Source organism: uncultured Photobacterium sp., from assembly GCF_947502415.1.
In the GTDB taxonomy this organism is placed as follows: Bacteria; Pseudomonadota; Gammaproteobacteria; order Enterobacterales; family Vibrionaceae; genus Photobacterium.
This window is the reverse complement of the sequence record NZ_CANMZV010000015.1, coordinates 77,855-99,285: the sequence shown is the minus strand read 5'-3', so window position 1 is coordinate 99,285 and position 21,431 is coordinate 77,855. Positions and strand designations below refer to the sequence as shown.

Sequence of the window (21,431 nt, the reverse complement as noted above, 5' to 3'; positions counted from 1 at the left end):
GTGGTTGTTGTCTCTTACAAAAGAACCACATAATTCTAACAAGGTCACAAGAAAAAATAACCCTCATCTCTCTCCTTTAATATTGGGAGCAATCCGACACTTTTCAACCACCCGAATGTAACAGAAAGCAACCATAATGAATTAGCTTAACCGTAGCTGAAGGAGCGACACAAAAGCTTCACATCCTGTCATATTCCGTCATTATTCAACATAAACCACAGGATGAAAATTAACAGTAAACGTGAAGCTGATCGCGTTTTTGTGCAAATGTTTTCAACCACCTTAAAAAAGTGATCTTGGTTATGTTTTTACCCCTAAAGGGGAGTATTATCAGCTCCAGACAAAAGGTGTCAGGTACGATCATCTAGCCAAAATCTCTACGGAACGGACTCTTGACTTTCAGAATTGGCTCAGCAATTGATTTTTATTAGCAGATTCCACTTTTTAAGGCTACGTTATGTCTCAGATGATTGATCTAGAAAAAAATGAAGCAACACTTAACGTTGCAACCCGCATCGAAGAAGATCTTCTTGGTGAACGTCACGTCCCAGCCGACGCATACTGGGGTATTCACACTCTTCGTGCAGTAGAAAACTTCAACATCTCCAAAACGACTATCTCTGACGTACCAGAATTTGTTCGCGGTATGGTTTTCACCAAGAAAGCTGCGGCAATGGCGAACAAAGAACTGGGTGTTATTCCGTCAGATGTAGGCGAATACATCATCAAAGCGTGTGACCAGATCCTTGAAACAGGTAAGTGCATGGATCAGTTCCCGTCAGACGTTTTCCAGGGTGGTGCCGGTACTTCTGTTAACATGAACGCTAACGAAGTTGTAGCAAACCTTGCACTTGAACTAATGGGCAAGGAAAAAGGTGAATACGACATCGTTAACCCTAACGACCACGTAAACCGCAGCCAGTCAACTAACTGTGCTTACCCAACAGGTTTCCGCGTAGCCGTTTACAACAGCATCATGAACATGATGGAAGCGCTTGAGTACCTAAAAGCAGCATTCGATGCGAAAGACAACGAATTCGCCGATGTGCTGAAAATGGGCCGTACTCAGCTACAAGACGCAGTTCCAATGACTGTCGGTCAGGAATTCCACGCATTCGGCGTACTGATCAAAGAAGAAATCAAAAACCTTCGCCACACTGCACAGCTTCTACTGGAAGTTAACCTAGGTGCAACGGCTATCGGTACCGGTCTGAACGCAGCAACTGGCTATCAGGAACTGGCTGTTCAGCGTCTTGCTGAAGTCACTGGCCTTCCATGTGTAGCGGCAGAAGACCTAATCGAAGCAACATCTGACTGTGGTGCATACGTGATGATTCACGGTGCCCTGAAGCGTACCGCCGTTAAGCTATCTAAGATCTGTAACGACCTACGTCTTCTTTCTTCTGGTCCTCGTACTGGCCTGAACGAAATCAACCTACCTGAAATGCAGGCTGGTTCTTCAATCATGCCAGCAAAAGTAAACCCAGTTGTACCAGAAGTAGTAAACCAGGTTTGCTTCAAAGTTATCGGTAACGACACAACTGTGACTTTCGCAGCCGAAGCTGGCCAGCTTCAGCTAAACGTAATGGAACCAGTGATCGGCCAGGCTGTATTCGAGTCTATCGAGCTACTAAAAAACGCCGCTATCAACCTGCGTGACAAGTGCATCGACGGCATCACTGTGAACAAAGACATCTGCGAAAGCTATGTGTTCAACTCAATCGGTATCGTTACTTACCTGAACCCATTCATCGGCCACCACGAAGGTGACATTGTAGGTAAGATCTGTGCCGAAACAGGTAAGAGCGTGCGTGAAGTGGTTCTAGAGCGTGGTCTGCTGACTGAAGAGCAGCTAGACGACATCTTCTCTGTTCAGAACCTGATGCACCCAGAATACAAAGCAAAGCGTTATAACTAATAAATAGCGCAAGCGAGATATAGAGAAACAACAAGGCGGGTTTTCAGGACGAGGATCCGCCATTTTTTTGCTACAAATTCCCCTTTTATTTTTTTTATTTTATTTTTAAAGACAGGACAATCCTATGATTGGTGTAGAACTATTTGTCGTTCTCGCGTTCATTTACCTGGGCGCAAGAATCGGCGGTATTGGTATTGGTTTTGCTGGCGGTGCTGGCGTATTGGTACTTTCCCTCGTATTGGGTATGGATGCAGGTAATATTCCTGTAGACGTTATCCTGATCATCATGTCGGTTATTACGGCCATTGCAGCAATGCAGGTTGCAGGCGGTATGGACTGGCTGGTTGATCTGGCAGAAAAATTTCTGCGTAAAAACCCTAAGCGCATCACTTTCTACGCGCCGATGGTAACTTATTTCATGACTCTGCTTGCAGGTACCGGTCACACTGCTTTCTCGACCCTGCCGGTAATCGCAGAAGTTGCTAAAGAGCAAGGTGTTCGCCCTTCTCGCCCACTTTCAATTGCAGTTGTCGCTTCACAAATTGCAATTACCGCATCGCCTATCTCCGCAGCAGTTGTATTCTTCTCAGGCATTCTTGAACCGCTCGGAGTAGGCTACCTCACCCTACTAGCCATTTGTATCCCAACCACATTTACGGCTTGTATGGTTGGTGCCTTTGTATCTAACTTTATCGGCTGCGAGCTGAAAGACGACCCGGTTTACCAGGATCATCTGGCAAAAGGCCTGATCAAGATCCAGGGGGCGACCAAACGTGAAATCCTGCCAACGGCGAAAACAGCAACCTACATCTTCATTGCTGCAATCATCGCTGTTGTTGCTTACGCAACCATGATTTCCAGCGCAGTAGGTCTGATCGAGAACCCAGCTCTGGGTCGTAACGATGCCATCATGGTCTTCATGCTGACAGCAGCAATGGCTATCGTAAGCTTCACTAAGATTGACGCATCGAAAATCGCCAATGCTGCAACGTTCAAATCTGGTATGAGCGCATGTGTGTGCGTACTGGGTGTTGCATGGCTGGGTGATACTTTCGTATCCGGCCACATCGGCGAAATCAAGGAACTGGCAGGTGAAATCCTGGAACAGTACCCTTGGATGCTAGCTGTTACTCTGTTCTTTGCTTCTATGCTGCTTTACTCTCAGGGCGCAACAACCACAGCCCTGATGCCTGCAGCACTGGCAATTGGCGTTGCACCACTAACAGCAATTGCTTCTTTCGCAGCAGTAAGTGCACTATTCGTACTACCAACTTACCCAACCCTGCTGGCAGCGGTTGAAATGGATGAGACAGGCTCAACCCGTATCGGTAACCTGGTATTCAACCACCCATTCTTCATTCCGGGTGTGGTAACGATTACAACATCAGTTGCACTAGGCTTCCTGATTGGCGGTATCTTCCTGTAACGGCCACCCGCAATACGAATAAACTAAGGCTGCCTTCGGGTGGCCTTTTTCTTTAAAAACCAATATCGTTCCTTACCTATAGCACAAGTAAGCCATTACTAACCAAGCATATTAAGCAGCAGAAATAGTGATAAATTCAGTTACTTTTTTGCAGAAAACAGAACAGGAAGTGGAAAAGTAAGACAGGAAAGCCCATGCAGCTAGCATGCATTAACGTAACGAATTTTACTGTCAATGAAACCAAACGCTGAATAACACGGTCTGAGGGGGTATAGTAATAGCTCCCTCTCTGTACCAGCAGGGATGTTCTGCATACGAGTCTGACTTGAATGATGAGATTGATACAACACAACGGGTTATCCCGATTTACAGCCCTTATCGCGCTAATAGGGGCCCTATTAACCAGTATTGCCAGCCTACCTGTTCGGGCTGAGTTTTCTTTTGGCTTTAGCGGTAACAATAACAATCAATTTGTTACGGTCGACGAAGCCTTTCCTTTCAACTTCAGCCAGCAGGGAAATATTGTTTACCTCGACTGGCAAGTCAAACCCGGTTACTACCTGTACCAGCACCAGCTGTCAGTCAGCTCCGATAATGCAAAACTCGGTACGGTCGAAATCCCGACCGGACAGCCGTACAAAGATGAATTCTTTGGTGACGTCAATATCTATACGGAGCCGGTTACTGTCACTGTCCCGCTGCTTGAAGCCAGCAGCAACTCAACACTAACCGTACGCTACCAGGGCTGTGCTGAAGCCGGTTTCTGCTACCCGCCGGAAATCCGCCAGGTACCACTCTCAGCCTCGCTTTCGGGCACAGACGCAACGCCACCAAAAACAGCGAACAATACCGCACCCCGTGCTGAACCAAGTGCAAACACGAAAGTAAGCACTAACATCCAACCTCCGACAGTTATAACAAGTTCACCGGATTCACAACAAGATCAACTGGCCAGTGCCCTCGCCGAGCAATGGTGGACACCACTGATATTCCTCGCCCTAGGTGTTGGCTTGGCTTTTACCCCGTGCGTTCTGCCAATGTACCCAATCTTGACTGGCATTGTGCTCGGTGGCGGCCAGCTTAGCCATAGCCGGACTTTTCGCCTGTCGTTCACTTATGTTCAGGGGATGGCGCTGACCTATACCCTGCTAGGGCTGGTTGTTGCTTCCGCCGGTATGCAGTTTCAGGCCGCATTACAGCACCCTTATGTCCTGATCGGCCTGAGTGTTCTGTTTGTCCTGTTGGCACTCTCTATGTTCGGAGCCTATACCCTGCAGCTGCCGAGCAACGTCCAGACCTGGCTTAGTACCCTGAGCAACCGTCAGGAAGGCGGCAATACCAGCAGCGTGTTTATTATGGGTGCTATCTCCGGTCTGGTGTGCTCGCCATGTACCACCGCACCTCTTTCGGGTGCCCTTATCTATGTTGCCCAGAGCGGCGACCTGCTGACCGGAGCCGTCGCCCTTTATGCTCTGGCCATCGGCATGGGGATTCCACTGATTCTGGCGGCTATGTTCGGTAATAAGCTACTGCCGAAAGCAGGCAACTGGATGGTACATGTCAAAGTCTTCTTTGGCTTTATCCTGCTAGCGGTGCCGATTTTCCTGCTTGAGCGCATCCTGCCGCACGATCTGATCCCATACCTGTGGTCGACGCTGGGTATCGCAGCCTTTGGCTGGCTGTACCATGTTAAGAACACCTTGGCAGTATCTTGGCGCAGCAGCACCTTGGCCGTCATTGCCATTGTCGGTCTGTTTGTTTCAGCCCAGCCGCTGTACCAGCTATGTACAGGCACGGCTCCATCAACCGCCCAGCAGGAAATCGAAGTCGAATTCGAACGTGTTGCCACCATCGACGATCTCAACCTGGCACTCGCGGAAGCCAAAGCTCAGGGCAAGCCGGTGATGCTCGACTTCTATGCCGACTGGTGTGTAGCTTGCAAAGAGTTTGAAAAATACACCTTCCACGATCCGGCTGTAGCGCCGAAACTGCAACACTTTGTCTTGCTGCAAGCTGATGTCACCAACAGCTCGCCGGAAGATATTGAGCTATTAAAGGAAATGGATGTACTCGGCCTGCCGACTCTGGATTTCTGGGACGGTCAAGGCAATCACAATGACCGTGCACGTCTGACCGGCTTTATGGAAGCCGCACCGTTTATCGACCATCTGGAAAACCACCAGCTGATGAACTAAAGCATTAGATAGCGTAGGTAAAAACTAAAAAGGAGCACTCGAGGTGCTCCTTTTTTAATTCAAATCCGCTTTTTGCAGCCGCTCATAACGAGCCACGATGTCTCCCGACGTTGCATCACCGTTTTCATACTGCACTCGCAGCTCATTAATAGCATCAAACATAGATTTACTCATCTGGCTGGAACTGCAATCTGGCGTCCACTCCAAGATTGAGATCATCACGCGAACGGGCTCCTCAAGATCAAGTTTAACCAGGTAGTCGCAACAGCGATGAACATGCCGCTGAATCCGTGGTGCCACAACCTGAGCCCCATCCATATCAGTATCAGGGAGTATGATTGCAAACTCATCACTGCCAACCCGTGAAATAAAATCACGAGGACGATAAATCCCACGACGCAGCCCTTTCGCTACACGCTTAAGCAGGTCTTCGTAGGCTTGATAGCCACACGTCATCGTATAGAGCCGCATCGGCTCTACACTGACGATCATCAAAGTCAGATCACTGTTATGGCGACGAGCCGCCATGATTTCCCTATCCAGCATCAATTCAAAGTGTCGATTGTTTTGCAGCCCGGTCACCGGATCAACCAATGCCACGGAAGCCAACTCCTTACGCAGACGTTTTTCTTCAAACTCATGCAATACCGAAGAATGAAACCAGTGATACAGACATTCCCTGATCACTATCGCTATCAACAAGCGACTGGCCAGGCTCAGGAAGGAGATCGCCTCATGCTCTAACTCCGAATATATCCCGGTAAAAAAGAACGAACCTAAAACCGGTAAAACCGCCAGATACATTGCAGGGCGGTAGCTAAAAAAAGCCACCACAGACAGAAAGACAAACAAATCGCCATAAACATACAGCGTGGAAAAATAGGCTTCATGAAGCAGCAACGGAAACAATACTGCCCAGCCGATACCCAGCAGTCCGGCGAGTGCCACCGAGACACTTTTCCAGCTAACCTTGATGGGAATGAACTGCACAACGACCCACAGCAACAACGCCACCAGCCCCAGCACCGCAACGACGCCACTGAATGCAGATTTCACCTCGCTGGATATCGCCGGCTCAGCCCAGAATAGCTCGACCGCGACCAAGCCCAGCAGCAAAACCGATGTAGCTGTAATCAGTTTCCAGCCTTGCACCTGGCGTTCAAACCGCTGCTGCTCTAAATAGCCAAGGCCATTACTCCTTGAATCAATGTGACGGATCATTCCCTGTTCCCAATATTGATTAGACTCATCATAATAAGCGACTTATTTATTAAGTAACTTAATAATACCTCAGCTACCGCAATTGTGGCTCCCAAGAACAGATCCAGCTCTGATCTTGAGTGTTACTAAATTGATCTGCCTAATTTCCGGTGATAGCGTTATTAAAACAAAAACAACCAGAAACGATTGCCATGGACGCTCAGTACACTATTGTTATTGCCGACGATCACCCGCTATTCCGTAATGCGCTGTTTCAGTCTGTGCATATCGCTATCAGCGGTGCCAACCTGCAGGAAGCAGATTCCCTCGACACCTTACTCTCCCTGCTCGAAAAAGATCCTGATGTTGACCTGCTGCTACTTGATTTAAAAATGCCCGGCGCCAACGGCATGTCCGGCCTTATCCAGCTCCGCAGCCAGTATCCGGATCTCCCTATTGTCGTCGTCTCTGCCAGCGAAGAAACCAATATCATCCGTCAGGTTCGCAGCCACGGCGCTTTTGGGTTTATTCCCAAATCCAGTGACATGCGAGCCTTGATTGCCGCTCTGCACCAAGTGCTGGAAGGTGAACCCTATTTCCCCGAAGGACTCGGTGACGATGATGACGAAATCAACGAACTGGCCGAGCGTATCGCAACCCTCACACCACAGCAGTATAAAGTGCTATGCATGCTGTCTGATGGCCTGCTCAATAAACAAATTGCTTTTGAACTCAATGTGTCGGAAGCGACAATCAAAGCACATATGACCGCGATTTTCCGCAAACTCGGAGTCAAGAACCGTACCCAGGCGGTGATCCTGCTGCAACAGATGGATCTCACATCCTAAAGGCACGAAAAGCATCTAAAAACGTTAGACCTTTGGCTAAAGCCCCCCCCCATAACACATCAAAACCTCCACCCTATTTCACAAAATCGCCGTTATTACGGCGATTTTGTCGTTTATGTCTCGACTAAAGTTGCACTGTTAGCTTGCAGGATCGTTGCTATTGTCACTCCGTAACATTTTTCTAACCTGGCTTTTTTATCCAGCATTAAATGACGTGAAAGGAGATAACAATGGCGTTTGAATCCAAGGAGCAGGCTCAGGCCTACTGGAAAGAAAACCTTGCCACGATGGGCTCGCTACTGGCGATCTGGTTCCTGTTCTCTTATGGCGCCGGCATACTGTTTGTCGATGCCCTAAACAGCCTCCAGCTTGGTGGCTTTAAATTAGGATTCTGGTTCTCGCAGCAGGGTTCAATCTACACCTTTGTTGCCCTGATTTTTGTCTATGTAGTGCGTATGAACGCGCTCGACCGTAAGTTCAACGTACACGAAGACTAAGGGGTTATTCATGGAAATCCAAACCTGGACATTTATCCTTGTGGGCATCACCTTTGCCCTGTATATCGGTATCGCTATCTGGGCCCGTGCCGACTCGACCAGTGAATTCTACGTTGCTGGCGGTGGCGTCCACCCGGTTGCAAACGGTATGGCAACAGCCGCGGACTGGATGTCAGCTGCATCGTTTATATCTATGGCCGGTATCATCTCCTTTGTCGGCTACGACGGCGGGGTTTACCTGATGGGCTGGACCGGTGGCTATGTCCTGCTGGCACTGTGTCTTGCCCCTTACCTGCGTAAGTTCGGCCAGTTCACAGTACCGGACTTCATCGGTGAACGTTATTATTCAAAAACAGCCCGTATGGTTGCCGTCTTTTGTGCCATCTTCGTTTCGTTTACCTACGTGGCAGGCCAGATGCGCGGAGTCGGTGTGGTATTCGCCCGTTTCCTCGAAGTTGATATCAATATCGGTATTATCATTGGCATGGGAATCGTCTTCTTCTACGCCGTGCTTGGCGGTATGAAGGGGATCACTTACACCCAAGTCGCCCAATTCTGCGTCCTGATTTTTGCCTTCCTGGTTCCGGCGATCTTCACTTCGATCATGATGACAGGCAATCCGATCCCTCAGATCGGAATGGGATCAACACTGACAGGTTCGGAAACCTATGTGCTGGATAAACTCGACGGCCTGACGACGGAGCTCGGCTTTACCACCTACACCGACGGCTCGAAGAGTATGGTTGATGTATTCTTCATTTGTGCCGCACTGATGGTAGGCACCGCCGGGCTACCACACGTGATTATCCGTTTCTTTACCGTACCGCGCGTAAAAGACGCCCGTATCTCGGCAGGCTGGGCACTATTGTTCATATCAATGCTTTATACCACCGCTCCGGCAGTGGCCGCCTTTGCCCGCGTCAACATGATCGAGACCATTAACGGCCCGGATCAGCAAGGTGTTGCCGCAGTGGAGGCTCCGGGCTGGGTAACCAACTGGGAAAAAACCGGTCTGGTGAAATGGGAAGACAAAAATGACGACGGTAAGATGTTCTACTCGGGCGATGAGCGCAACGAAATGAGCGTCAACCGCGACATCATCGTACTGGCAAGTCCAGAACTGGCAAAACTACCAAACTGGGTAGTGGCACTATTAGCAGCTGGTGGCCTGGCTGCCGCACTATCAACCGCAGCAGGTCTACTGCTGGTGATCTCAACCTCAATTTCTCATGACCTGCTGAAGAAAGGCTTAAAACCGAATATGACCGACAAGCAGGAGCTGCTCGCAGCTCGAGTGGGGGCCGCAGTGGCGATTATTGGTGCAGGCTATCTGGGTATTAACCCGCCGGGGTTCGTAGCTCAGGTAGTTGCCTTTGCCTTCGGACTGGCTGCCGCTTCCTTCTTCCCGGCCATCATCCTTGGGATCTTCTACAAGAAGATGAATAAAGAAGGTGCCATTGCCGGCATGGTATCAGGCATTGTGTTTACCGCGACCTATATCATCTACTTCAAGTTCATCAACCCGGCGGCCAATACACCTGACAACTGGTTCTTCGGGATCAGCCCTGAAGGCATCGGTACATTGGGTATGTGTCTGAACTTTGTGGTGTCAATTGCGGTCAACAAGGTGACGTCCGAGGTTCCGAACGACGTACAAGAGATGGTGGAATCTATTCGTTATCCGAAAGGTGCGGGGGCAGCACAGGAGCACTAAACCGACATAATAATACCAATATATAAACAAAACGGAGCATCTTGATGCTCCGTTTTATTGTTTGTATTACGCAGAGTTTATATTATGCTAGGATCTGTATTACCACAGGCCTTTTTTCTTAACCTTCTGCATATTAGCAATGGTTTCAGTCAAATCTGGCTGCTCTTCCTCTGCTTTTTCAGCAGGAGCACCTGCCACCGGAGCGACAGACAGCTTCTTAATCAGTTCGCTTTGCGCTTTGATCAGGGCCTTAAGTTCAGCAATTTCACGTTTCTGGTTGGTAGCACGGATTTCATCCGTAAGGGATTGCTGAAGTTCAGAAAAGTCAGGCATCTCAACGTCTGAAGCGGGCTCTGTTACGGCCGGAGCTTCAGGAACTGCTGGTGCAGCTGGTGGTACTGATCCAATTGATGAGACAGATTCAGCCAACTCGGTACATAAATTCACTAATGTCTGGCGGGTTTCGTCCAGTTCCTGTTGAGTCTTCTGCTGGTTCAGCAGTAACGCTTGTTCACGCTCTGATGACTCAGCTCCCTGGCTCTCCAAGATCTGACGCGTTTCAGTCACCTCCTGCAGAGTCTTTTGCTGACTCAGCAACAAGGCTTGTTCATGCTCTGGTGATTCTGTTCCCTGACTCTCCAATATCTGGCGCGTTTCAGCCAGCTCCTGCTGGGTCTTTTGCTGATTCAGCAACAACTCTTGTTCACGCTCGGCAGATTGGCTGGCATGACGCAAATGATCTTCGTTCGTCTGACGCAGTTCATCACGCAACGACTGGATCTCGTTGAATAGCGGCGTCATATCAACCGCAGCCTTGATAGCATCAATATCCTGACGAGAAATTTCCGGAGCATGACCTGGCGCCATAGGCACAACTAGACCACAAGCATCTAAATGCTGCTTCAGAGTCGCCATTTTGATGGTGTCGTCACCCAGGCAGGATGACAGCCCGGCAGCCAATGCCGGACTGAGCAAGTGAAGAAACATCCCCGAAAGATAGATGTTTTTATGCATATGCAGGCTGTTATGGAGATCCATACCAGCCTCCGGATTATCGAGCATATCTTTACGCTCGTTAACCCATTTCTGCATAATGGCGACCGCATAGCGGTCGGACAATGAGTTGACAGGATTTAGATAAATCGAGTAGTTAACTCGCTTTAACTGACTACTCATCTTCTACCTCAATAAGGGTTTCACGCTCGATGTGTACCTCTTCCTCTTCAGTATTGTAGAGACACAACTCACGAGCCAGTGCCGACTGCGAATCATTGATTAGCACGACACGATCACCCAGGGTTTCATACGCCGCTTTGATAGCCGGATAAACCAACGGAGCACCACCACCGACCAGGTAAACTCGGTTAGGGTTCTTAGAAAATTTCTTCGCTTCATAGGCAACTGCATTACCCAGCTCATCAATCTTGATTTCAATCTTTTCTAAGATACTTTCAAGCTTAGATTCGTCATTCACGACTTCTTTAACGAATTCCAGATCACCACGGCGCTTGATCAGCTCATTAGCAACCAGGTAGCTTGAGTCACTGTCCGCAGAAGCCAAGGCTTTGCGAGCAGCATCCGTCACCATACACACGCCAATTTCATTGTTACCGTAAATCGCAGACACATCGTCAAATTCACCAACAACGATACCCATATCCAGGGTCGTACCGCCGCAGTCGACAACCAGAGAACGTGTAAACTCATTGCAGTTTGAGTTGATCAGGGTAGACATTACCGCCGGTAGACTCTCCGGCATGACTTCCACATCAGTCACTTCAAAAAGCTCACCCTTGTTCAGGCTGATTTCGCGCATCAGGTTTTCGCGCTTCTTGGCAATTTTCGCTTCGTTGCGCTGGCAATCTTCAGAGTTATAGAACTCAGTGATCGGCAGAGTAACCACCAATGTTACCGGACAAGGCTTCAGGCCTGTTTGCAGCAGGGCATGGTGGACAGCCAGCAGATTCAGATCGTCGTACTGGTAATCAACGTGCGTGGTTTCCAACGCCTTATCAGACGTCGCATCGTATGTGTACTTAGTTGTACCGATTGTGTAGTTATATACTTTCTTATCGCGTCGCAGCGCTGCACTCTTCCAGTCTTTACGGAAAGAGTTCGGTGACACGATGGTTTTCAGCTGGTTATTCTCAATCCAGCTCACCTTCACATTTGTCGAACCATCATCAACCGCAATTTTAAACGCAGATACCGTCATAACTTTTCTCACAATAAAAATTAATCACTAACAACTCTAAAATCAGTTAATTCATATCACACATGAACTAATTAAATCTTAGTGAAGTTTTCACACATTAAATGCAACAAGTTTTATCTATTGATAGATATAATAAATAATACTTAAAATGGAAAAACAACCATTTTAAGTATAAATTCATGACACCTTAAGCAGCATCAAAGGTAGCATCTTACGATCAACATTCAAACTCTTCTGAATTCCCGCAATTCCCTGACTCCAGACCGGGCGATGGCTTCTTGAGCGATGGTAAGTTTGTACAGCCAGAATAAGGTCATTATCTTGTAGTGGACGCATGGATGCAATGCAGCTCAATGCCCCGCGTAACAGGAAAAAGTCAGTAACTAATTCACTGAATACCTCATACATATTATTTGCAGGAAAATCATATTTATACATCCCATAAATAAAATAGTTCAACCAAATATAAGGCTTATCATTAATGTAATCTTGATAATGGCCATTAAACCCCTGAAGCAAAATCTCTTTTTGCTTATTAATATCATCGCCTGCAGGTTCAAAAGCATCAACCAGTTGTTCATGTAATAAATGCATTCTTTTGATTGCTTGGCTCTGGTTTTCTACGACACCAAGAGCGAAGTGAACATTAAATACTTTAATTAGTTGCGAAGCATGTAAATCCAATGCTGAATCCATACGGGAATATAAATCACTAAATTCACCGTTAGTGATTTTTTCACAACAATAGGCAAAGGTCTGGTTAAATTCATCAATATTGGATTGATGCGCATCCAGATACTTTAGCGTCATGCCAAGCAAAAATAACCGCTCTTCCAGCGAAAGGGAATCTAGCAGCAATACATCAAGAAACAACTGGCGAACATTGTCATACCACTGCGGACGCTCATATGTTTTTGGCTTAAATGTATCATCATGCACCTCCTCACAATGGAAGTTCATGGCTGATGGATTAAGTAAAACCTGACGAGCAGCCTCCGGACAAGATAGGCTCAAATTTGCCTCTATCTGCGGCCCCCGAACTTCGACTAAACGCGGATAACTCTGACACGTATAAGAAAGTCGACTATGACCATGCGCTTTATGTACTTCACACAATCCGCTCTTTTCTCGAAAAGGACAGACACCATGGTCATCAAGCTTTATCTTGGCATAGCTAGCTTCATTCCTAGTTTTTACAATTACTTTCTTTGACTTTAGCTGAAAATCACTTTTTTTGGTCATGAAGCCATAGGTCGACTTATCGATGTGAATAGTCCAACCGTGACAGCAGTGATCCTCACATTTGTCAGCAATACAGGCGAAATTTTTCACAAATTCAGGGGTAATTACAGTTTTCATTGAGCTTCTCAGTTCACAAGCATATCAAGGCGTGAGACCGGACGGTTCGCTTCAGCAAAGTTTCTTGCGTTTTTCACCGCAGTGCCTTCACTCTCATCAATTTGACCTTTCCCAAATAACAGCGCCAACTGGTCATCAGCATCCTTGGTTAAGACCATCATTTCGATCCGGCGGTTTTTCCCGCTTCTTGTATCTTGTTTATTAACTGGCGTTCGCTCAGCCATAGCCGCTACCTGCAATACGTTAGTATCAGGCAATCCTGAATCTACCAGTACCTGATGTGCTTTCAACGCACGGGCCCCTGACAAATCCCAGTTATTGTAATCACTACTCTGGAACTTAGTACTATCAGTGTGACCACTGATTACGATCCGGTTTTGTATCTGTCCCAATATTGGCGCGATATTGAATAGCATGTCTTCAAAAAATGGCGTGATCTTAATACTGCCACGCTCATACATATAATGATCATCATCATCCTGGATCAGAATTCGTAGCCCCTGAGGAACAATCTCCAGCATAATGTTGTTAGATGCTGATAACTCTTCCGCAATCTGGCTAATCGCCTTTGCCAATACCGCCAACTGCGGTGTAGACAGGTGCTGACCTGCCAACGCTGAATTCAGCTTACGATCCCGTCTGCCACTTTGCTGGTTTTCCGATGCCTGCTTGAACATCGACTTGCCAAAACGTTCATCACCAGAATTCAGCTCACTCATCGGTTTTTCAAACGGCGACATATTGCCGTCGAAGTCAATCGGGAACGGGCTGTTGGTGATTTCGAAAACATTATCGAACACCGTCGCCGTCTGAAGGCGCTGTTCAATCTCTATTCGCTCTTCCTGGGTGGTGATCCCCATCAGCCAAAGCACCATGAAAAACGCCATCATTGCCACGGCAAAATCGGCAAAAGCTACCTTCCAAGCGCCACCATGATGTTCATCATGATGACCCCGGCCTTTTTTCTTAACTATTATGATGTGATGATCTTTACTCATGTCTGATTACTGCCCAGTCATCCAGCCTTCCATTACAGAAAACGTCGGCTTGTACTCGGTATGCAATACTTTACGTCCAGCATCCAACGCCAACAACGTTGGCTTGCCCTGAACCTGGGCGACTAAAATCGCAGTAATCATGTGCAATGCCATCATTTCTTTTTTCACCTGGTTGGCAATCGTTGCAGCTAACGGTTCAAACACCGCATAACACATCAAGATACCGAAGAAAGTACCAACCAGAGCTGCCGCTACTTTTACCCCAATCAAGGCCAGATCACCACCAATGCTCTGCATTGTCACCACGATACCCAGTACCGCCGCAACGATACCGAAACCAGGCATTGCCTCACCAACTTTTGCTAGTGCCTTTGACGGGCGCATCAAGTCTTCTTCCAACGTGTGCAGCTCCAGATCCAGTACCGCTTCCAGATCATGGTGGTTGGTTTTACCCATCGCCATCATACGCAGGTTATCAGTAATAAAACTAACAATAACATTGGACTTAGCCACTTCCGGATACTTAGCAAAAATGGCACTGCTCTCCGGATTCTCAATATGGTCATCAAGCTTCTTGATACCATCTTTTCGAATCACTTCCAGCAATTCATACATCAACTCCAACGTCGACTTATAAAAGTCCGGCCCATAGCCTTTACCAAAAGACATCTTGAGACGAGTTGCCGTATTTTTTAATACATAGGTAGGATTCGAGATCACCATTGCCCCGAAGCCTGCACCAAGAATAATGATGAATTCAGCTGGCTGCCAAAGCGCCAGAAGACGTCCCGATGCATGGGTATAACCGTAAACAATACACCCGAAAATAATGACAAAACCGATAATAATTTGCATCTTATGACTCCGTTAAACTGACTCTTGCCAGTCAGTTAACATACTGTTCAGACTTTTCAGTGCCTTTTTGTGGATCTGACTCACACGTGCTTCAGTAAGCTCAAACACCAAGGCAATTTCTTTAAGATTCATTTCATGCTCATAATAAAAACTCAGAATGAGCTGCTCACGCTCGGATAAACGAGCCAGTGCTGCTGCCATTGCTTGTTTTAATTGACCACGCTCATAGGTATTGCACTGAAAACTCAAGCCAAAAAACTGCTCGCCATCCTCTTGCAAGGATTCAACACTACCCAGGCTTTCAGCCTGAGTATCTAATCGGCGCTGCTGTACTTCAGTCAGCTCAATACCCATTTCATCCGCCATCTCCTGCTCGGTCGGAAGTCGCCCTAACCGACGGCTCAGCTGACGTTCGATATCTTTAAGTTCGTAGCTGTTCTGGCGCGAGCGGCGAGAACGCCAGTCCATCCGGCGTAACTCATCCAAAACCGCACCACGAACACGTTGCACAGCAAGGCGCTCTAATGCTGTATCCTCTTCATCCGGGTAACGACGAATAACATCAAGCAAGGCCATCAGACCGATTTGCTCCATATCTTCCAGCGACATCACAGTCGTTACCTGGGCGGTCAAATGCTTCACGACACGTTTCACCAGGCCGACATTTTTGTTTACCAGACGTTGCTCTCGCGATTTCTGGCCTAACTGACGACTCTGCTGATAGGCATGAAGCCCTTGGGCTTCATAGGACATAGCTGCACTGTGCACATCAAACTCCTTACTGAATCACCATCTTAGTGATCAGCACTTGATCGATACCGTTACTACTTGCCATGTCGTTCATTACGGTCTGAATTTTCTCCCGTAATGCAACCTGTAATGGCTTCATTACACCCGGCTGGGCTAAATCGTTATAGTGTTGCTCGCTAAGCAGGGTGATAATGGCATTACGAACAACCGGCAAATATTCCTGAACCAAATCCAGCTGATCCTGGCTATAGCTCATAATAGAAAGCTCAAGCATCAGGTAATGAACACGGTCATCGCCCGGAATGCTCACCACAAACTTCGTCAGTGGCATAAACACCGGCTTTTTCACAAGCGCTGTAGGCGGTAAAGCCTCAGGCACTACGGCTTCAACCTGCTTGGCCTGCTGCTGGAAGTACCACCAACCACCCGCACCGGCTAAGGCAACAACCAGTACAACCGCTGCAATAATCAGTGGCAGCTTACTTTTGGCTTTTTTGTTTTCATCTTTCATATCAACACTTTAAACATTACTAAACCATGGATTCATAACGGCCGTCCAACCCGGGGGCTGACGTTGAAGACGTGTCTTCATGCTGTGTAATGTGGTTGGACATTACACCCGGCTCATCATCTGAGCCAGACTGCTGCTGAGACTGCTGATACATTCCGCTAGATACAGAAACATCTGCCAGCTGCATCTGACTGCCATCAAAGTCAAAACGCAATCGGTCAGCGTTGGCAGCCAACGCCTCACGCAATTGAGGATGGGCCGCTGTAAAGTGAACCGAAACCTTGTCGCCTTCCATACGTAAGTTGACTTCCAAGCGTCCCAGTTCTGGCGGATCCAGACGGACATGAGCATGCTGGATCTGATCTGTTTTGCTTAGCTTCATTCGTGAACGTAGCTGCTCAACCAGATCACGGCCCCATTCCGGCTCCGTAATATCAACACTGGCCTGAAACTGCTGTGCCTGTGTATTCGCGGACGCAGCCGTTGCAGAAGGCTGCATCGCAGCCTGCGTCAACATATTTAGATTACCGTTCATCGCGCTATGTACATGGATAGTTGGCGTCGCCAGCGATGTCGCAGCCAGCTTATCGACCAAAGAGCTATCAACCGAAGTTAGCATATCTTTGTTCGCCAACATTACCTCATTGGTTGGTAGTGCAGCGCCTTTCGCCAGCGGTAATGGCTCTTTACCCAGCAATTGTGCTTCGTTGGCAAGCAGCTGCGCCTCTTTAGACTGTGGTACCACGTTAGCACCCGGCATCACCTGCTGTTTGATCACCCGCTGCATCTGCTCAAGCAAATCAACTTTACCTGACTCCGAAGCACCTTGAGCTATCTGCATCGCCTGACCGGTCATTGCAGCGGCCTGCAATTGCTCCGCAGATAACTCCCCTTCTTGCGGAAGCTGTGCTTCCCCTGAGGAGGTCACCTGACCAAGTAACTGCTCGACCTGCACGGCCAGATCTTCAGCCGATAGCGACTGAGACGGTAATGGCTGCCCAGCAACTAATTGAGGCTGTGCCTCCAAGTCCGCCTGCGCATCATCCGAGTCAGGCTTTTGTTCAAGACGTTGCTCAAACTCAGCAAAACTCATCGGCTGCTCCGCATCAGGACCATTAGGCTTAACGCTAGGCGTATCTGCAGAAGTAGCCGCTTTGGCTACATTTTTTACTGCTACATTGGCTGTAACTTGCATGTCACTCTTTATTATTTTTGATGTTGCAGATAAGCATGCATACCTTCCTGGTTGCTTGCCTGCTGGTTAATTTGCTGCTGAATATGTGCTTTTTCACGCTCTCCGGCAGCAATCATGGTGTCATAAAGTGCATTTAGCTTTTGAAGCTGAAGCTTCTCGGCTTGCGTCAATGGCTGTTGCCTGATTTTAGGAATGGCACGCTGCAACTTGCTGTCCAGCTGTGCCAAAACATCCCAATCCTGAACCGCTAGAGCCCGCTCAAAACTGTCGTGCAACCCCTTCAGCTGTTGCTCAATCTTCACCGGCAACCTGCACACGATCAGGTTTCAATACCACCCAGCCTTCAAGGATTTCATTAATCAGGCGGCTAACTTCATCAAGACCTTCGACATCGTTGCTGATATTGCATTCAAACAAGCGACGGCCACAGTAGTCATACAAGCGGAATAATTCTTGTGTAACCTCTCCACCCTTGTCTTCATCCAGAACGGAACTCAAACCATTCAGGATGTCGATACACTTGGAGATCATCATGCCTTTATCGGCAATCTGGCCGCGTTCCATAAAGCCACGGGCACGTCCCACGTTTTCCAACAAGCCTTCCAGCAGCATCTGAATCAGGCGATGCGGGCTAGCCGATGCCGCCTGGGCATGATTCTGTGAATGTTGATATGCACCTAAGCCTTCGTTATTCATCATCTATCACTCTAATTAGCCCAACATGCCAATCAACATGCTCTGGGTTTGGTTCATATTGGCAATTTTACTGTCCATTTTTGCGTAGTAGTCACGTAAAGTGATTGTTTTAGCTTCCATGCGCTCATCCAGCTGTGCACGCTCTTTGGTCAGGCGTTCATTGTTATATTCCAGCTGGTCAATACGACGGTCGAACGTACCACCATTTTTGTGGTAATCATCCAGCACCGTCTTCATGCTGTCCATCATTCCTGTCTGAACGCCATCGCCCAAGAACAGTTTGGAAACAGCCTCGAAATCATCTTCCAGAGCCTTGTCCAGCTTACTCTGGTCAATTTCAAGCGTACCCTGACGGGTTGTCTTCACACCCAGCTGCGACAGGGTCTGATAGGTTGATGAAGTGTATTCATCACCAATCACCGAACGCAAACGGCTAACCATGCTTCGGGTAGCAGAATCACCCGACAGTGCTGCAGCTCTGTCTTCACTCGATTTGGTATAGGTGTTAACCGTTTCCATCACCGAGTTATAAGCTTCGACAAAGCTCTTAATATTACCCTTGACCGATGCCTCATCACGCTCAACCTTGACATTAACCGTACCGGTATTTTTCAGGTTAAGGGTGATCCCATCGATCACGTTTTCCATTTTGTTAGTGGCAGAAGTCAGGGTCATAGAGCCGTACTTCACGGTGGCATCCTGGGCGACCTGTAAATTCTTCTGGCCATTTTCAGGCAAAGCTAAATCCAGGCTATTGCCGTTGGTAGCCAAGCCGCCAACCGTAATTGCGCCAATTGCATTCGCGATACCGGTATCTTTACCGTTCAATACCATACTGATACCGTCACCGGAACGTACCAGCGTCGCCTTAACACCGTCATTATCTGGATCGTTGTTAATCGCTGACTGGATCTCTTCCAGCTTGACGCCCTGCGCCGGGTCATTAAGGCGATTAATTTCATCCTGATATTCTTGCTGCAGGCTGTTGTAGTTATCCAGGCGCGTCTGATCAAATTTCGAGTTTGCCGAGTTAGTCAAAATGTCATCAGCAATGTCACGATCAGCCTGAACGGTCAGGTCTAAATTCAAGTCGTATTGATCAGAGATCTTCTGATAAACCTGATCTGTGTGTGCATTTTTCTTGTCAGTATTCTGTGTCACCAGGTCGCTTTTCAAGGTGCCAATATTCAGGTTGACCGCACCAAAGCTGATCGTCCCTGCCGTAAACATACTGCCCTCGGTTACCTTGAACAGCTGCTCACGCTCTGCCTGCGCCATCTGAGTAACTTCAAAACCGTATTCGCCCGCAATCGCAGCGTCATCAACAGTTGCTGACAGCACATCTTTGTTACTCAGCGATGCCTTCAGCTTTTCCAGCTCACGGCTGGAGTTCAGACTCTCGACCTTATCCCGGAAGGCGTTAATTGTGCTCTGAATTTCTTTCAGTGCATCCATTTCGGCATTGTTCATGCCTTCCTGGCGATTAAGCTGGTTTTCTTTAGGTGCCCGTTCAGCTGCAATGATCGCGCCAATCATGCTTTCGTAATCAATACCCGAGCCTAAACCTGTCATTAGCATATTCTTATTCTCCGTCGCGGACGCCTTTCCCGGAACCAGCCAGCTAGAACACAGTTAAAGCAAAATCCATACCATAGTTAAACTATTGATTTTAAAAAGCTTTAGATAAAAATAAAGCGGAAGTAAAACTTCCGCTCGGAAAAAAAAGGCGGCCATTCTCGCCGCCTTTGATTCTGCTTACGTTAAAATTAACGTAGTAACTGAGAAACCATGCTTGGCATCTGGTTCGCTTGTGAAAGCACAGTGATACCCGCCTGCATCATAGTGTTCTGCTTAGTCATGTTTGCAGATTCTGCTGCGATGTCAGCATCCATGATGCGACCTTTCGCTACAGACATGTTCTCTTTGATGTTACCCAGGTTGTTGATAGTAGACTGGAAACGGTTCTGAACAGCACCCAGGTCAGCACGGATACCGCCAACGTTCTCAAGCAGAGCATCGATTTCAGTAACTGCAGTACCTGCACTTGATTCAGATTTGATATCACCCAAAGCAGAGGTGTTCAGATCTGAAGCCTTCACTTCCACACGGATGGTGTTGGCACCGTTACCAGAACCGCCAGCAGTGTCTTTAGCATACTGATTTAGCGCATCTGTAACAGTATTCATCTGAGCTACTGTTGGAGCACCAGCATCAACTGCAGTCATATAGGTTTCAGCGGCAGTTGCTGCAGTTTCCAGCTGGGTCATTTTAGCCGCAAAGTCATCTGGCAGGTCGATTTTATCTAGCGTGGTAGCAGCAGCTGTGATGGCTGCACCATCTTTAGTTTCTGTGATACCCATAGCTTTAAGAGCTTCAAACATGTCTGCATCAATGGTTTCATTGCTTGCAATTGCAGGATCTTTCAGTGCTGTTGCACCATCTTTGATCTTTGTTAGAGTCGCCGTAGTTGTGGTACCGAATGCTGAAGTCAGTGCATCTGCGATATTTGCACGGTCAACCAGGTTACCTTTACTGTCGTCAACAACAGCAGCAAGTGCACCAGCAACACCTTTGTCTACTTCCGCACCAACCTGGAAGTTAACGCCTGTAGCCAGCTTGTCGAACAACTTCTCACCTTTACCGAAAGTAGTCGTATCTGTAATACGGTCCAACTCTGTAGTCATCGCCTGGAATTCTTTGTCCAGCGCTTCACGGTCAGATGCTGAGTTAGTACCGTTTTTAGACTGTACAGAAAGGTCACGCATACGCTGTAGGATGTTGGTGTACTCTTGTAGAGCACCTTCAGCAGTTTGTGACATAGAGATACCGTCATTCGCGTTACGCTGCGCCACACCCAGACCGTTGATCTGAGAAGTCATGCGGTTAGCAATCTGCAGACCAGCAGCATCGTCAGCCGCGCTGTTAATGCGCAGACCAGTAGATAGACGGTTAAGTGAATTGTTCAGTGAACCTTGAGTGCCAAGTAGGTTACGCTGTGCATTCATTGATGCGTAGTTAGTGTTTAGGCTCATTGCCATGGGATAGATCCTCTAT

Annotated in this window: 19 protein-coding genes; 6 read left to right on the top strand and 13 right to left on the bottom strand. The window is 47.8% G+C overall.

The features are described from left to right. The first annotated feature begins 457 nt into the window (after positions 1-457). From aspA to Q0852_RS16030, 3 genes are all read left to right on the top strand, one after another. Positions 458-1,918 carry an aspartate ammonia-lyase gene (gene aspA, locus Q0852_RS16040; RefSeq protein WP_299019630.1) on the top strand — a complete coding sequence of 487 codons (1,461 nt, stop codon included), beginning with the start codon at positions 458-460 and terminating at the stop codon, positions 1,916-1,918. A 124-nt stretch (positions 1,919-2,042) separates the two neighbouring features. After that, entirely contained in the window at positions 2,043-3,344 is a 1,302-nt protein-coding gene (locus Q0852_RS16035; RefSeq protein ID WP_299019629.1) for an anaerobic C4-dicarboxylate transporter, read from the top strand. 329 nt (positions 3,345-3,673) lie between these two features. Next, the gene (locus Q0852_RS16030; RefSeq protein ID WP_299019628.1) at positions 3,674-5,539 is read left to right on the top strand and encodes a protein-disulfide reductase DsbD; all 1,866 of its coding nucleotides are present in this window, start codon (positions 3,674-3,676) and stop codon (positions 5,537-5,539) included. A 54-nt stretch (positions 5,540-5,593) separates the two neighbouring features. Here the strand turns inward: Q0852_RS16030 and Q0852_RS16025 are convergent, their stop codons facing one another. After that, positions 5,594-6,760: a membrane-associated sensor domain-containing protein gene (locus Q0852_RS16025; RefSeq protein ID WP_299019627.1), complete on the bottom strand. Its 1,167-nt coding sequence runs from the start codon at positions 6,758-6,760 to the stop codon at positions 5,594-5,596. A 191-nt stretch (positions 6,761-6,951) separates the two neighbouring features. On the opposite strand from Q0852_RS16025, the gene Q0852_RS16020 reads away from it, so the two are divergent. The 3 genes from Q0852_RS16020 (at position 6,952) to Q0852_RS16010 (ending at position 9,798) form a co-directional block, all read left to right on the top strand. Then, a complete protein-coding gene (locus tag Q0852_RS16020; protein WP_299019626.1) occupies positions 6,952-7,587 on the top strand; it encodes a response regulator transcription factor in 636 nt (211 codons plus the stop codon). Between the two features lie 230 nt (positions 7,588-7,817). Next, complete coding sequence (locus Q0852_RS16015) at positions 7,818-8,084, top strand: DUF4212 domain-containing protein (RefSeq protein WP_299019625.1); 267 nt, start codon at positions 7,818-7,820, stop codon at positions 8,082-8,084. A gap of 10 nt (positions 8,085-8,094) precedes the next feature. Next, complete coding sequence (locus Q0852_RS16010) at positions 8,095-9,798, top strand: sodium:solute symporter family protein (RefSeq protein ID WP_299019624.1); 1,704 nt, start codon at positions 8,095-8,097, stop codon at positions 9,796-9,798. 99 nt (positions 9,799-9,897) lie between these two features. Here Q0852_RS16010 and Q0852_RS16005 read toward each other — a convergent pair whose 3' ends face one another. The 12 genes from Q0852_RS16005 to Q0852_RS15950 form a co-directional block, all read right to left on the bottom strand. After that, positions 9,898-10,974, bottom strand: coding sequence for a hypothetical protein (locus tag Q0852_RS16005; RefSeq protein WP_299019623.1), 1,077 nt, complete (start codon positions 10,972-10,974; stop codon positions 9,898-9,900). Continuing rightward, positions 10,967-12,013 (bottom strand): plasmid segregation protein ParM domain-containing protein, encoded by a 1,047-nt coding sequence (gene parM, locus Q0852_RS16000; RefSeq protein ID WP_299019622.1) that lies wholly within the window; start codon positions 12,011-12,013, stop codon positions 10,967-10,969. Before parM ends, Q0852_RS16005 begins: the two co-directional genes overlap by 8 nt. 177 nt (positions 12,014-12,190) lie before the next feature. Further along, entirely contained in the window at positions 12,191-13,372 is a 1,182-nt protein-coding gene (gene fliB, locus Q0852_RS15995) for a flagellin lysine-N-methylase (protein ID WP_299019621.1), read from the bottom strand. Between the two features lie 8 nt (positions 13,373-13,380). Next, a complete protein-coding gene (locus tag Q0852_RS15990) occupies positions 13,381-14,370 on the bottom strand; it encodes a flagellar motor protein MotB (protein ID WP_299019620.1) in 990 nt (329 codons plus the stop codon). Between the two features lie 6 nt (positions 14,371-14,376). Next, a complete protein-coding gene (motA, locus tag Q0852_RS15985) occupies positions 14,377-15,225 on the bottom strand; it encodes a flagellar motor stator protein MotA (protein WP_299019619.1) in 849 nt (282 codons plus the stop codon). 12 nt (positions 15,226-15,237) lie between these two features. Continuing rightward, positions 15,238-15,993, bottom strand: coding sequence for a FliA/WhiG family RNA polymerase sigma factor (locus Q0852_RS15980; RefSeq protein ID WP_299019618.1), 756 nt, complete (start codon positions 15,991-15,993; stop codon positions 15,238-15,240). Between the two features lie 10 nt (positions 15,994-16,003). Then, complete coding sequence (gene fliL, locus Q0852_RS15975) at positions 16,004-16,486, bottom strand: flagellar basal body-associated protein FliL (RefSeq protein WP_299019617.1); 483 nt, start codon at positions 16,484-16,486, stop codon at positions 16,004-16,006. 19 nt (positions 16,487-16,505) lie between these two features. Beyond that, the gene (locus tag Q0852_RS15970; RefSeq protein ID WP_299019616.1) at positions 16,506-17,681 is read right to left on the bottom strand and encodes a flagellar hook-length control protein FliK; all 1,176 of its coding nucleotides are present in this window, start codon (positions 17,679-17,681) and stop codon (positions 16,506-16,508) included. An 11-nt stretch (positions 17,682-17,692) separates the two neighbouring features. Then, positions 17,693-17,983: a hypothetical protein gene (locus Q0852_RS15965; RefSeq protein WP_299019615.1), complete on the bottom strand. Its 291-nt coding sequence runs from the start codon at positions 17,981-17,983 to the stop codon at positions 17,693-17,695. Then, the gene (gene fliS / locus Q0852_RS15960; RefSeq protein ID WP_299019614.1) at positions 17,973-18,380 is read right to left on the bottom strand and encodes a flagellar export chaperone FliS; all 408 of its coding nucleotides are present in this window, start codon (positions 18,378-18,380) and stop codon (positions 17,973-17,975) included. The genes Q0852_RS15965 and fliS overlap by 11 nt, the downstream gene beginning before the upstream one ends. Before the next feature lie 12 nt (positions 18,381-18,392). After that, positions 18,393-19,955 carry a flagellar filament capping protein FliD gene (gene fliD, locus Q0852_RS15955; RefSeq protein WP_299019613.1) on the bottom strand — a complete coding sequence of 521 codons (1,563 nt, stop codon included), beginning with the start codon at positions 19,953-19,955 and terminating at the stop codon, positions 18,393-18,395. 188 nt (positions 19,956-20,143) lie between these two features. Then, entirely contained in the window at positions 20,144-21,415 is a 1,272-nt protein-coding gene (locus tag Q0852_RS15950) for a flagellin (RefSeq protein ID WP_299019612.1), read from the bottom strand. Between the last annotated feature and the right edge of the window lie 16 nt (positions 21,416-21,431).

Bases quoted from the DNA above. Each gene is read 5' to 3' on its own strand.
- fliB (WP_299019621.1), bottom strand. From the start codon at position 13,372: ATGAAAACTGTAATTACCCCTGAATTTGTGAAAAATTTCGCCTGTATT.
- Q0852_RS16035 (WP_299019629.1), top strand. From the start codon at position 2,043: ATGATTGGTGTAGAACTATTTGTCGTTCTCGCGTTCATTTACCTGGGC.
- Q0852_RS15970 (WP_299019616.1), bottom strand. From the start codon at position 17,681: ATGCAAGTTACAGCCAATGTAGCAGTAAAAAATGTAGCCAAAGCGGCT.
- fliL (WP_299019617.1), bottom strand. From the start codon at position 16,486: ATGAAAGATGAAAACAAAAAAGCCAAAAGTAAGCTGCCACTGATTATT.
- Q0852_RS16015 (WP_299019625.1), top strand. From the start codon at position 7,818: ATGGCGTTTGAATCCAAGGAGCAGGCTCAGGCCTACTGGAAAGAAAAC.
- Q0852_RS16030 (WP_299019628.1), top strand. From the start codon at position 3,674: ATGATGAGATTGATACAACACAACGGGTTATCCCGATTTACAGCCCTT.
- aspA (WP_299019630.1), top strand. From the start codon at position 458: ATGTCTCAGATGATTGATCTAGAAAAAAATGAAGCAACACTTAACGTT.
- Q0852_RS16025 (WP_299019627.1), bottom strand. From the start codon at position 6,760: ATGATCCGTCACATTGATTCAAGGAGTAATGGCCTTGGCTATTTAGAG.
- Q0852_RS16005 (WP_299019623.1), bottom strand. From the start codon at position 10,974: ATGAGTAGTCAGTTAAAGCGAGTTAACTACTCGATTTATCTAAATCCT.
- fliD (WP_299019613.1), bottom strand. From the start codon at position 19,955: ATGCTAATGACAGGTTTAGGCTCGGGTATTGATTACGAAAGCATGATT.
- Q0852_RS16010 (WP_299019624.1), top strand. From the start codon at position 8,095: ATGGAAATCCAAACCTGGACATTTATCCTTGTGGGCATCACCTTTGCC.
- fliS (WP_299019614.1), bottom strand. From the start codon at position 18,380: ATGATGAATAACGAAGGCTTAGGTGCATATCAACATTCACAGAATCAT.
- parM (WP_299019622.1), bottom strand. From the start codon at position 12,013: ATGACGGTATCTGCGTTTAAAATTGCGGTTGATGATGGTTCGACAAAT.
- Q0852_RS15950 (WP_299019612.1), bottom strand. From the start codon at position 21,415: ATGGCAATGAGCCTAAACACTAACTACGCATCAATGAATGCACAGCGT.
- motA (WP_299019619.1), bottom strand. From the start codon at position 15,225: ATGCAAATTATTATCGGTTTTGTCATTATTTTCGGGTGTATTGTTTAC.
- Q0852_RS16020 (WP_299019626.1), top strand. From the start codon at position 6,952: ATGGACGCTCAGTACACTATTGTTATTGCCGACGATCACCCGCTATTC.
- Q0852_RS15990 (WP_299019620.1), bottom strand. From the start codon at position 14,370: ATGAGTAAAGATCATCACATCATAATAGTTAAGAAAAAAGGCCGGGGT.